Annotated in this window: 12 protein-coding genes; 4 read left to right on the top strand and 8 right to left on the bottom strand. The window is 43.4% G+C overall.

Annotated features, from left to right (window positions below; genetic code table 11):
* Positions 1-86: 86 nt before the first annotated feature.
* From AC59IL_RS17340 to AC59IL_RS17315, 6 genes are all read right to left on the bottom strand, one after another.
* The gene (locus AC59IL_RS17340; protein WP_496553433.1) at positions 87-1,106 is read right to left on the bottom strand and encodes a GHMP family kinase ATP-binding protein; all 1,020 of its coding nucleotides are present in this window, start codon (positions 1,104-1,106) and stop codon (positions 87-89) included.
* A 179-nt stretch (positions 1,107-1,285) separates the two neighbouring features.
* Complete coding sequence (locus tag AC59IL_RS17335) at positions 1,286-2,422, bottom strand: glycosyltransferase (protein WP_496553432.1); 1,137 nt, start codon at positions 2,420-2,422, stop codon at positions 1,286-1,288.
* Positions 2,423-2,522: 100 nt separating this feature from the next.
* A complete protein-coding gene (locus tag AC59IL_RS17330) occupies positions 2,523-3,473 on the bottom strand; it encodes a glycosyltransferase family 2 protein (RefSeq protein ID WP_496553431.1) in 951 nt (316 codons plus the stop codon).
* Between the two features lie 3 nt (positions 3,474-3,476).
* The gene (locus AC59IL_RS17325; protein WP_496553430.1) at positions 3,477-4,028 is read right to left on the bottom strand and encodes a DUF4199 domain-containing protein; all 552 of its coding nucleotides are present in this window, start codon (positions 4,026-4,028) and stop codon (positions 3,477-3,479) included.
* A gap of 11 nt (positions 4,029-4,039) precedes the next feature.
* Positions 4,040-5,302, bottom strand: coding sequence for a dihydroorotase (locus tag AC59IL_RS17320; protein ID WP_496553429.1), 1,263 nt, complete (start codon positions 5,300-5,302; stop codon positions 4,040-4,042).
* Between the two features lie 208 nt (positions 5,303-5,510).
* Entirely contained in the window at positions 5,511-6,470 is a 960-nt protein-coding gene (locus AC59IL_RS17315) for a D-2-hydroxyacid dehydrogenase (RefSeq protein ID WP_496553428.1), read from the bottom strand.
* A 187-nt stretch (positions 6,471-6,657) separates the two neighbouring features.
* Between AC59IL_RS17315 and AC59IL_RS17310 the strand changes: the two genes are divergently transcribed.
* The 3 genes from AC59IL_RS17310 to AC59IL_RS17300 all read left to right on the top strand — a co-directional run bounded on the left by AC59IL_RS17310 (position 6,658) and on the right by AC59IL_RS17300 (position 8,390).
* The gene (locus AC59IL_RS17310; RefSeq protein WP_496553427.1) at positions 6,658-6,891 is read left to right on the top strand and encodes a hypothetical protein; all 234 of its coding nucleotides are present in this window, start codon (positions 6,658-6,660) and stop codon (positions 6,889-6,891) included.
* Between the two features lie 38 nt (positions 6,892-6,929).
* Positions 6,930-7,913, top strand: a complete 984-nt coding sequence (locus AC59IL_RS17305) for an NAD-dependent epimerase/dehydratase family protein (protein ID WP_496553426.1) — start codon at positions 6,930-6,932, stop codon at positions 7,911-7,913.
* A gap of 66 nt (positions 7,914-7,979) precedes the next feature.
* Positions 7,980-8,390: a VOC family protein gene (locus AC59IL_RS17300; RefSeq protein ID WP_496553425.1), complete on the top strand. Its 411-nt coding sequence runs from the start codon at positions 7,980-7,982 to the stop codon at positions 8,388-8,390.
* 96 nt (positions 8,391-8,486) lie between these two features.
* On the opposite strand, the gene AC59IL_RS17295 is transcribed toward AC59IL_RS17300, so the two are convergent.
* Together AC59IL_RS17295 and AC59IL_RS17290 are read right to left on the bottom strand one after the other, a co-directional pair.
* Positions 8,487-8,636, bottom strand: coding sequence for a hypothetical protein (locus AC59IL_RS17295; protein ID WP_496553424.1), 150 nt, complete (start codon positions 8,634-8,636; stop codon positions 8,487-8,489).
* A gap of 9 nt (positions 8,637-8,645) precedes the next feature.
* Positions 8,646-9,104, bottom strand: a complete 459-nt coding sequence (locus AC59IL_RS17290; RefSeq protein WP_496553423.1) for a DUF6934 family protein — start codon at positions 9,102-9,104, stop codon at positions 8,646-8,648.
* A gap of 351 nt (positions 9,105-9,455) precedes the next feature.
* Here AC59IL_RS17290 and AC59IL_RS17285 point away from each other — a divergent pair, with 351 nt between their 5' ends.
* On the top strand, positions 9,456-12,455 hold the full coding sequence (locus AC59IL_RS17285) for an endopygalactorunase (protein WP_496553422.1): 3,000 nt from the start codon (positions 9,456-9,458) through the stop codon (positions 12,453-12,455).
* Positions 12,456-12,834: the final 379 nt, after the last annotated feature.

The following is a 12,834-nucleotide window of genomic DNA, read 5'->3' as shown; positions in this document are numbered from 1 at the left end:
ATTTGATAATGTTGATAGTGCAATTTGAAAAGTAGGTTCATTAGCACATTAGCATATTGGCTCATTGGCTCATTGGCACATTGGTTTTAAATCGTCCATGTTGTTAATCCGTGATCAACAAACTGGTAAGGTTTTACATAACCGCCAAACTGCGATAAGGCTTCAATAACCTTGTACTTGCTATTAGCGGGGCAATAGAACGTCATAAAACCGCCGCCGCCGGCGCCTGAAATTTTACCACCGGTGGCGCCGCTTTTTTTGGCGGCTTCATAAATTTCATCCACCAGCGAATTGCTGATGCCTTCGGCCATTTGTTTTTTATGCTGAAAACCAAAATCAAGTATCTCGCCAATTTCATGCAGACGGCCCTTTAGTAGCGCTTCTTTCATTAACTGTGCCTGCAGTTTTAACTGGTGCATGGCATCGATTGATTTTTCCTGTTTCGTTACCACATTCTGGCTTTGCTTTTCAATGATCTTTGCCGATTCGCGGCTGGTAGCCGTATAATATAACACCAGGTTGTTTTCGAGCTCAAATAAATATTGCTGCTTTATTCGTAACGGGTTTACAATCACTTTGTCGCCATAAAACTCCATATAATTTACTCCGCCAAAAGTGGCTGCGTACTGGTCCTGCTTACCACCTGCCATTTTCAGATCGTCGCGTTCAATTTCATAAGCCAGATGGGCAATATCATATTCACCCAGCGGTAAGCGTAGCATTTCGGCAAAAGCGCCTACAATAGCCACCACAAGGGTTGAAGAGGTGCCCAATCCCGAACCTGCCGGCGCATCAACAAAGGTTGATAATTTAAAACCGGTAGCAGGCATGCCATATTGTTTGTGAATACGGTTGTAAACGCCTTTCAGCAAATCGAGGTTACCATCGATGGGTAATTCATGGTTCCATTCAAACCGCTGCTCCTCCTGCCTGTCCATCGCCTGTATTATAATGGCGTTTTCGGTTAAAGGTTCAATATTGGCATAGGCAAATAATGATACGGTAGCATTCAAAATGGCGCCACCGTACAGGTCGCTATACGGACTAACATCAGTACCGCCACCAGCTAAACCAATACGTAAGGGAGCTTTACTTCGGTAGATCATTTGTTAGATTGCTTGATGGTTTGATTGTTTGATTGTTGCGACCCCTCGGTTTATACCAATTTTTCCGGCTTCCGGCTTTTTAATAATTTAATCTTCTAAAATAAACCGGTTCGATGATTGTGAATCTCTCAGTTACTCAGCCTCCCAACCATCAAACAATTCAACAATCAAACCATCATTTAAAGAGTTAATATGGCATCAACCAGGCTATGCCACGAATATTTTTGTTTTTCGATGCGAAGATGCGGTATAAAAAATTGTTCTCCAAGTTCAAAATAGCGGTGAATGGCGGTAGCCAGAGAGGCTGGTTCGGGCTCGCAAACCAGGCCAACTTTTTCATGTGGTACAAGGGTTGGCAGGCTGCCAACATTGGTTACGATCATCGGTTTTTCGAAATGATAAGCTAAGGGCGTAACGCCGCTTTGGGTAGCGTTGCGGTAGGGTTGTATTACGCCATCTGCTGCGCACAGGTAATATTTTACTTCTTCGTCAGGAATAAAATCTGTTTTCAGTATCAGACTATCCTGTATACCCAGTCGCTTTATTTGTTCCTGATAAACCTTTGCATCTTCATAAAATTCACCCGCCACAAGCAATTTTATAGTTTGTGGTTTCGCTTCGGGCATGTCGTTCAATAATTTCATGGCCTCCAGCAAAATATCAAGCCCTTTATATTTACGAATGAAACCGAAGAACAGCAGGATATTATCGTTACTGTTAATGTTTAATTTTTTTCGCGCTTCATCTTTTGATACGGGTTCACCAAAATTATCGTACAAAGGATGCGGTATAAGTTTTGCCGGTTTGGTTTTTTCGAATTGGCGAAGATCGTTCATCACTTTTTCGCTCATGGTTATAAACGCATCGCAGCTTTTGAGAAAGTAACGGGTGAATAGTTCATCACCCGGCCGCTTTTCATGTGGAATTACATTGTCGGTAATAGCAACAATGCGTGTATGTTTGTTTTTGCGCGCCCATCGTAAAATGGTACCCAGCGCAGGGCCGATCAACGGCAACCAGTAACGCACCACAATAATATCGGGCTTTATTCTTTTCAATGCATTGCCTACCTGCAGCCAGTTTACCGGATACATGGAATTGATCACCGAATAAATTTCGATATTCTCCGGCGCCGGTTCATTGGTATAGGGCGATGTGCCCGGAAACATAAACCGGGGATATAACAGGGAAAATGAATAGATGCAGCATTCGTGCCCCTCATCACTAAACTGCTTACACAGGCGGTGATTGAAGGTGGTAATGCCTCCTCCGCGATAAGGATGGCCGGGACCTAAAATGACGATTTTTTTGGCCATTATTTCCAGAACATTTTATGATAGGTGTCGTGCTTACTACGCCGCCGCAGGCCATGCAAAAATTAACACCATGCAGCATGATATAGCATATTTGAGCGGTTTATTTATCACTAATACCCAGTTTCTTCTCGATCAGGTAATGATTTCTTCCCGGCGAATTACGCGATATCAATTCACCCAAAAATCCGGCGATGAACAACAGCGTACCAATGATCATGGCCGTTAATGAAATATAAAACACCGGCCGGTTGGTAATGGCATTTTCAGGTTCTATGAACTTTGAAATGCCCAGGTACAATACCATGGCAAAACCAGCCATCATAAATAAGGTGCCCAATAAACCAAAAAAGTGCATGGGCCTTTTGCCGTATTTGCCAACGAAGGTGATGGAAGCGAGGTCGAGAAAGCCATTTACAAAACGTTCCCAGCCGAATTTGGTGGTGCCGTATTTGCGTTTGCGGTGCTCAACTACTTTTTCACCGATCTTTTTAAATCCCGCCCATTTTGCCAGTACCGGTATATAGCGATGCATTTCGCCATACACTTCAATACTTTTAATTACTTTCTGTTTATAGGCTTTCAATCCGCAGTTAAAATCGTGTAAATGAATTTTTGATATGCGCCGGGTGGCCCAGTTAAAGAATTTCGATGGAATATTTTTCGTGAGCGTATTATCGTACCGCTTCTTTTTCCAGCCGCTCACGAGGTCGAACCCTTCTTCAACGATCATTTTGCGTAATCCGGGAATTTCATCGGGGCTATCCTGCAAATCGGCATCCATGGTTATTACCACATTGCCCAATGCTGCTTTAAAGCCTTCATTCAAAGCAGCTGATTTACCGTAATTACGTTGAAAGCGGATACCTTTTATATTAGGATTGTTCGAGCGCAACTGTTCAATAACGTACCATGAACCGTCGTCGCTGCCATCATCAATAAGTATGATCTCGTAGGAGAAATTATTGGCTGCAACCACGCGTTCAATCCATGCACACAATTCAGGAAGCGATTCTTCTTCATTCAATAATGGCACTACAATGGAAATATCCATAGTTTATTGGTTAAATGAATTTTCAAACGGCGGTCTTTTTCTTTTGATGATCGCCGATACTATTAAGGAAACAATGAACCATCCAATGCAACCAATTCCAAATCCCAGGAGCAGTTTTCCAATGGTGTAATTGTTGCGGTTTAAGGTATCTTGTACAGCTTTGTCGATCTGCTCTTCCGACGCTCCGAACCTTCGCATCAGTTGTTCTGCTTTTTCGGCCGTTACCTGGGCAAGCGCCTCCCTGAAGGGCACATCGATATAATTAAACAAAATGTATTGAAATAAAGTAGCGATCAGGGACCCGATTACCAGTATCGTAAAAGTAACTTTTAAAGCCTCTGAAAATTCGAGGAAACCGCCCTGTTGTTTTCTTATCTGTATACTGCCTATAACACATACAATAATTGGCAATGCCATACCCAAATAAGCAATCGGGCTCACGAACATTTTTGCACCACCCAGATATAGAATTACTGTAAATACAATGGCTACACCTGCGTTGATAAGTCCATATAGAACCTCTGAATTTTTTTTAGAGGATGATTCAATGGTCATACAAAATGGTATTAGTTTAGAATTAAGGTTTGTTTATTGATTATGCCTTTAACGCTTCCCTGCAGGGTTTTGCCGGTGAAAGCCGAATTCTTTGATTTGGAGCGGAAGCCGGCTGCCGTAATGTTCACCGGTACGCCGGGTTCAAAAACGGTAATACAGGCCGGTGCATCTTTTTGAATAACCGGGTATGGCAAACCGAATATTTTACGCGGATTAACGCTTACCAGTTCAACCCAGCGGCTTTCGGTCAGCGCAGGCAACACCGTTTTTATGGCGGCATAGCTTGTTTCGAGGCCGGTCATACCGTATTTGGCATACTCAAATTCAAGCACTTTGCTGTCGTATTCATGCGGAAGGTGGTGCGATGCAATGCAGTCGATAGTGCCATCCATAACGGCTTCGCGTAATATTTCAACATCGCTTATAGTTCGCAGGGGAGGATATACTTTCAGATTGGTATCGTATTGCATCAGATCTTCGTCGGTAAAGAACAGGTGATAGGGGGTAACCGAACAGGTTACAGCCAAACCCGCCGCTTTGGCGCGACGAATGTATTCGATCGATTTAGGCGAAGTTACGCCGGTAAAATGTAGTTTCGAATCGGCATAACGAACCAGTTTAATATCTCTGGCCACCTGCAGCTCTTCGGCCATCATGGGTTTGCCGGGCAAGCCCAAACGGGTTGAGATAATACCCTCATGCATCAATCCGCCTGAGCCTACACTTTTATCGTCGGGTATTTGTATGATGGTTCCTTCAAAAGCTTTTACATACTGCAGCGCTTTGAGCAAAATGCCGGCCGACTGAACAGGGTTCAATCCATCGCTGAAAGCCACGGCTCCGCTGGCGCGCATGTCGTACATTTCGGCCAGGTCTTTACCTTCGGCGCCCTTTGAAATGGCCCCGATGGGGTGAATGGTTACCGGCAGCGTTTTCGATTTTTGACTGATATATTCAGCCTGCGATTTACTGTCGATCACCGGTTTGGTATTGGGGATCACAAACACATCGGTATAACCGCCTGCGGCCGCTGCCCGTGAGCCCGACTCCAGGGTTTCTTTATACTCATAACCGGGGTCGGCAAAATGCGCAAATACATCGACCCAGCCGGGCGACAAATGTAACCGGTTGCCTGAGATGGTTTTATCGGCTTCAATTGAAATAGAAGGCTGAATATCCCTGATTATTCCTGATTCAATAAGGATATCCTGCTTTGTACCGTTAAAAGGGGATGATGGGTCAGTAATTGTGACCTGTTGTATTAGAATCTTCATTCTCAAAAAGTTGAGCGAAGATAAGACTTTTACCTTTTCTCAGTTCTGAGTTCTGCGTTGTAAGTTTTGAGACGTTGAAATTCAGGTTGCAGGTCGCAAGTTCCAGGTTTCAGGGCTTTATTCCTGGTCATTGGTTTCAATGGATGCTTCCTGGTTCCCTCAGTTTCGGGAACCTTACTCCCCAGACCTTGCAACCTGTAACCTGTAACTATTGTTTATTGCTCACTACATTTACCGGTTTACCACTCAAAAAAGCCTCAATGTTTTGCGCCGTCACATCCATCACCCGCTGCCGGGCCTCTTTGCTGAGCCAGGCATTATGTGGAGTAATAATGCAATTGAGAGCTGTAAGCAACGGGTTATCAGGTATTGGCGGTTCTGTAGATAGCACGTCGAGCGCTGCTCCGGCTATCCGGGTATTGTTCAGAGCATCGGCCAGATGGGCTTCATTGATCAGTTGTCCGCGGGATGTATTGATGAGATAAGCAGACTGTTTCATCAGCTGTAACAGGTCGTTATTCACGAATGCCGCATTATCGGGTTTTAGCGGACAGTGTAAAGAAACGATGTCGCTTTGGGCGAACAGCATTGGCAGATCGGCCCAGGTGGCAAACGCCCCTGGTTTGGGAGAAGGATTATAATACAATACCTGCATACCGAATGCCTGCGCTATACGGGCGGTTTGCTGACCGATATTTCCCCAGCCAACAATGCCCAACGTTTTTCCGGCCAGTTCGGAGATGGATGCTTTTTGATAGCACCAGTCGGGCGCTTTGACCCAGTCGCCATTGGCCACCGAAGCAGCATGCAGACCCACGTGGTTAGTTAATTCAAGTATCAAGGCAAAAGTGTGCTGCGCCACGGAGGCCGTACCGTAGGCCGGAACATTGCTTACCGCGATACCTTTTTCGCGGGCCGCCTGCACATCGATCACATTGTACCCGGTGGCCGTTACACTGATCATCTTTAAGCGGGGCAGCTGTGCCAGTGCTGTTGCATCAAGGGAAACTTTATTGGTGATTACAATAGCTGCATCGCGGCATCTGTCAATGATCATACCGGCAGGTGTGCGTTCGTATATTGTGAGTTTGCCCAACGATTCAATTTGATTCCAGCTTAGATCGCCGGGATTTAAAGTATAGCCGTCGGTTACCACGATTTGTGTCATGAGAAAAAATAATTTTCGTATAGCCCGGTGTCTTCTGACCCGGGTTGGCAAAAATAGCGAACCTGCAAGGTTAATAATTCGTTGTGATTATGCAATTATTCAAAAGATTTCAGGGTTTTCTAACTTAAAACTTAGAACTAAAAATTTAGAACTTTACTAAATATCTTCGTACAAATTTTTTCATGGCATGGCGGAATACATCATTTATGTTGCACAGATAGAAGAATTTCAAATGCTTAACGACAAACAGTCGCTCGATGCCATTTTTCGAAAGGCGCAAAGCGCGGTAGTGGGCGGCGAAGTAGTGGCGCTTGTTCGACAAATGGCTAACGGACAATCGTACCGCTTTGAAGAAATATCAACCCTCGAAGATCTGAACGCGTATAAAAAGAATGTTTTAAAATATGTAAAAGACGAGTAGTAAATAAAATTTCAAACGTAAGTCGTAAACACTTAACTATGAAAGTACTGGTAACAGGAAGCGCAGGGCATTTGGGTGAAGCACTGGTTCGTACATTACAAAACCTTAATTACGAAGTGGTAGGGGTAGATATTTTGCCATCTCCCTTTACTACATACACCGGTTCCATAACCGATCGCGCATTTGTAAAGCAATGCATGCAGGGCGTTAAAATAGTTTTTCATTCAGCCACATTACATAAACCGCATGTGGTTACCCATAGTCAGCAGTTATTTGTTGACACGAATATCACCGGTACGCTTAATTTGTTGCAGGAAGCAGTTGCCGCAGGTGTTGAATCATTTATTTTTACCAGCACCACCAGCGTTTTTGGCGATGCATTAATACCACCTGTAGGCGCACCTGCTGCCTGGATTACCGAAGATGTGGTACCGGTACCGAAAAATATTTATGGTGTTACCAAAGCGGCGGCGGAAAATCTTTGTCAGTTGTATTATCGGAATCACGGATTGGCCTGTATCGTGCTCAGGACCTCGCGTTTTTTCCCTGAAGAAGATGACAATAAAAAAATGCGGCACATTTATGCCGATATGAATTTAAAGGCAAACGAATTTCTTTTTCGCCGGGTTGAAATTGCCGATGCTGTAACCGCGCACCTTGCTGCTGCCGAACGCGCCCACGCCATTGGTTTTGGCACTTATATAATCAGTGCTACTACGCCATTTTCAAAGGCCGACCTGTGGCAATTGCGCGTGAATACGCCCGAAGTGGTACAACATCATATACCCGCATATGCAGAGATATATGAAAATCTGGGCTGGAAAATGTTACCGTCGATCGACCGGGTTTATGTAAACGAACGGGCCCGCAACGAGTTGGGCTGGCAGCCGCAGTACGATTTCAGGCATATACTTGAACGTTTAAAAGCCGGTGATGATATCCGCAGTACTCTCGCCCTTGAAATAGGCGCCAAAGGATATCATACCGAAACATTTTCAGAGGGGCCGTTTCCGGTGGAATAGCGCGGTGCTTACTATTGGCCAGTGCATCGGCGCCGGGGCGGTGAATAATATTAAAAAATTTGTTTTATGCCGGATAATGAAACCAACAAAACACAAAACTCAATCCCGGTATCCATAGCGCCCTGGCTATCGGTCACCAACGCTGCAAAAGCCGTTAAATTTTACAAAGAAGCTTTTGGCGCCATTGAAACTTACCGGCTTGATGCGCCTGATGGCGGCCTGGTAGTAAAGTTATCGGTTAATGGCGCAGCATTTTGGGTTAGTGGTGAAGCGGCAGATGATAATATCGAACCCCCGATACTGGGCGGCAACTCTGTTCGAATGATACTTACAGTGACTGATCCGGAAATGTTCTTTGAACAGGCATTACAGACAGGAGCTAAAGAAATATTTCCGGTTACCGAAGCGCATGGATGGAGACTCGGTCGACTGGTTGATCCTTTTGGATTGCATTGGGAGATTGGGAGGGAGGTGTAAAATGGCGTGGCAATCTTATGTGCTAATAGACCAATCTTAAAAAATGAAGCCACCTTGTAATGGCGGCTTCATTTTATATACTTAATAATGTAATTTTTATACCCATTTTAAATTGGCAAATACCTTATTGGCAATTGCCAGCTTTTCAGGAAACAATACCTTTCCTGAAAGTTTATCAAGGGATTTATCCCTTATAACTTTAATGCCTAAAGCTTCGGCGCCTTTTAATTTTTTCTTTGGCTTCATAATTCAAATTTAAATATTTTTTCTTTTAATAAGAAATCCATAATATTCTTTTCCTTTTTCAAATTTTTCTACCAAAAAAGCAAATTTGCCTGTATTTATTCCAAATATCTCAAAATCAACACTTAATTCATTAAAGTTAAGTGTTAAAGCCATCCGGTATAACCTTGTTCGGGCCGGTGTACTGCCGATGAAGCCAACAAGTATTCCAGGATATCTGGAAGTAAATTCAAAAACAGAACCGGCAACTGTGGCTAAAACTTTATTTCTGTCATGATTCCCATTTCTTATACAATCGTCAATACTACCATCTTCTAATAGAGTTCCAAAAGATAAATTATATATACCGGAATCAGTTTTATTAAATTGCACAACTATTGCTATCTCTCCTTTGGGCCCAATACTGTTAAATCTAAATTCAAGCGCATCGTTCGAAGAAAACAACAGTTCATATCTTTCATACTTCGTCATTACAATAATTTCCTTACAATATCATATAGCCGATTTTGCTAATTTAAGGCATGATTTGAATATTAAAAGCTCTAAATAATAATTATTGCCCCTTTCTTAATATTGATCAACTTTTTAATGTCAGAGCAAGGTTATTTTCTAACCATTGATGTATGAAAATAAGGTTTGGGAGGGTGCATTCAGTTTTCCAGAGGTTTTTCAGCAATCTATCAATGCAAATATCAATGCATTAAATGCCAACAAATCTTAATATTCCTTTATCAAAAGCATTTACTTTTAATGGGCGGATTGCCATCCCAATAATTCCAGGGAGCCGATTCGCATTTGCCGTTTCACGATTCACATTTTACTATGATCTCACTGCAAAAAACAATGCTGCCGGTTATTGCCTGCCTTCTGTGTATTACAATAAATACAGTAGCCCAAAAACCAACCTCATTTACTACCGAAATTCAACCGTCGCCCAATGCAACGCATATCGGCGGTATAATAAAAGATACAGTGGTTGTTATTAACGGCAGTACTTACCGGTTTACCGTTGATATACCCGAAGACCAGGGACTGTTTTCAATAAAAACCGGTGTGCAGCAAATGCTGCAACAGATCACTTCAAAAAACGGAACGGTCCAACAATATAAAATCACCGATAAGGAAGGGAACCTGAAAAACGACGGCGAAATTGTTTCAGGCGATCGTTTGATCGTAACAACACAAAATGGCAAAGTTTCGAAAACATATCAGCTGCTTGTTAAGCCCATGGCTGTAAGCGGTGCACTTACCATACAACAACCTCATATTACGGCCGATACCGAAAAAGACCTCGTACTGTATTTTACCGCAGGTCAGCGTAGTCCCGATGCAACGGTTACGATTAACCTGCCCACGGGCATTAACGTTACCATGGATAATACCACTGTAAATGTTATCGGCCGGGGCGATGTGGCGCTGAAAGACCTCGCCACTCAATCAATCGGACGAACAGGCTCTAAATATTCTTATACAAGGGTGGGAGAGGTTGCTATTACTAAAGCAGCTAATGGTGGTTCGGTACTTACCTTTCGTCACCTTGATCTGCGACCCGCCAATGGCGCCGATCTGAAAATAGTGATCGGCAAAGTAAGGCTGGCAAAGAAGGGCGATTATCTTATTAATGCTACCTATACCACATCGCAACCCAAAGTACTGACGAGTGCAGGCATAGGCGCAGAAACAACAAAGCTTTCAGTTACGCAGGCAATATCAGATTTTGAACGAATTGCTGAAAAGGCGATGCAATACAGGGAATCGCCGGCTACCTATACAACGGCCCGCTTTACCTGGGGCGCTATACCAGCTGCAGGCATTCAGTTACAGCAATCAACCGACAAAGGCAAAACCTGGAAATCTGCACCGGCTGCTATCGACACAAAAAATGCAACAGTTACCGTTAGTGGGTTGCAATCTGATAAACTGTATACTTTCAAACTGCTGATTAAAGACGGAACACATAAAGGCTTTTCGAATACGGCGCAATTCTATTCAGGAAAAATCGATATCAAAAGTTTCGGCGTAACCGGCGACAGCAGTAAAGATTATACCCGCGAAGTCAACGAAGCTATCGAATATATAACCGGGTTAGGAGGAGGCACGCTGTTGTTCGGTAAAGGCATTTACTCAGTTCGCACCGTTCATTTAAAAAGCAATGTATACCTGTATGTAGATAAAGACGCAGTTATTAAGGCGATCAAAGGCGCCGATGCTCCTGATGCAACCTGGTTCAGTGATAAAAAATATCGTTCGGGATTATCACCAACCGATGCCGGGCCCTATGCTGATCCGGAAAACTATTTAACCAAACAGGATGTTGGTCATCACTATTTCAGGAACACCATGTTCTTTGCCGAACGGCAGGATAATATTAAGATCATCGGCAACGGATACATAACTGGCGGTGGCAACCTTGTTACCGGTGATGGTGTAATGAACAATACGCCCGACAACCGGGCCGATAAAATGTTCACTTTTAAACTATGCACCAATATTGAAATAGGGGGTATTTACCGGGAAGACGATCTTTGGTATGATGCTGATAAAGATCAGCCGTATTATATAAAGAAAGACGGTTCAAAAGATTTCGATACCTGTAACATGCTGCATATCGATCGCGCCGGTCATTTTGTTTTGCTGGCCACCGGTACCGATCATATCAACGTGCACAACACGTATTTTGCATGGAAAAGCAATTCCAGCGTACGTGATATATATGATTTTATGGCCTGTAACCATGTTACGGTTACCAATATCTATTCAAAAGTAAGTTCCGATGATATTGTAAAACCAGGTTCTGATTGTTCGCTGGGCTTTACACGACCTGCTGCTGATTATAAAGTGCGCAACATCATTGGCGATACCAATTGCAATTTGTTTCAGATTGGTTCCGAAACGGCCGACGACATCATGGATATTTGCGTGGACAATATTTTTGTACTGGGCTCAAACAAAGCCGGCTTTTCTATTTCTACCAATGATGGCGGATCTGTAAAGAACATTCACCTGAACTGCGGACATACAGGATCACTACATTCGCGATCGAAAATGTACCGCACGTTTGCTCCCTTTTTTATTTCTATCTCAAACCGCGGACGAATCATTGGCGCCGATGCCGGTAAGTATGCATTTACCGATAATGGCGAAAACCACAATGAGCTGCTGGTGAAAAACGTAAACATTGGGCAGGTTGAAAATATTATACTCAATGGCATAGATGTGTATGAAGTATATGCAGGCAGTTCGTTCAATGGTAAAAGATGGGCGCCTTATGACGGCAAACAGCGAAGAGCAACACCTATTGTTGCAGGTTATAGTTTGCCCGCCGCTGCAGATGTAAAAGGCGGCCTTGATTTTACATTGCCCAACGGTAAACATACCGGTTATATCAAAAATATTGAATTCAACGATGTGCATGTGCTGGTAAAAGGCGGTAATAATTTGTCAGACACAGCCGCGGCACCGCCCGAATTAGGAGTGGGCCAATACAATGCGGCCAATCTCAAAGTGCAGCCCTCATACGGCTTGTGGGCGCGGCATGTAACAGGGCTTACCATTAAAGAAAGCTCCTTTAATTATGAAAACCGCGACAGCCGGTATGCGGTATTTTTAGATGATGTGATCGGCGCCATCATATCGAACGTAAAAATGGTTCGGCCCAGCAACAATGAATTTGTGATAAAATGTAAAAACGCATCCGGCGTTAATATTAACAACGTTGCTTACTACAACGACCAGTGGAACAACGCGCCTGTTGAGTTGCCGCATACTGTTGGAACATCTGCTAACAACAACGCTGGTTTTCCTGATAAAACCGGAAAATAAGGCCTCGCCGGCACAACGAGAGGCTCTAATGCCTTTGGTGTTTTTCCGGTAGTTTATTACTGATAACGGTAAGCATTTTTACCTAACCAATGCTAAGTTTTGCTAATACCAGGGAACAATAGCCGGTAATTAGCTTTTATCTGTGGTAGTTTATTGGCATTTTTACAATGCAATCGTTATTACAGTTGATCCGTAGTCAGTTAAATTTTTGTCCGTTTCGAATTGTCCGTTTTTCATTTGTCCGTAACATAATCCGTAGAACAAGCCCATGAAAACTGTGAAGGGTTAAAAGGTAACGATTGCAACCTTTAAGCAGGAACCCCGGTCCAACAGGCCGGGGTTTATTTTTTGAGCTAAGGTTTATAAGTTGACAAGTTAA

This window comes from Niastella sp. sgz303648 (genome assembly GCF_059587045.1).
Note: the sequence above shows the minus strand (reverse complement) of the source record. Positions and strands in the feature narration are given on the sequence as shown.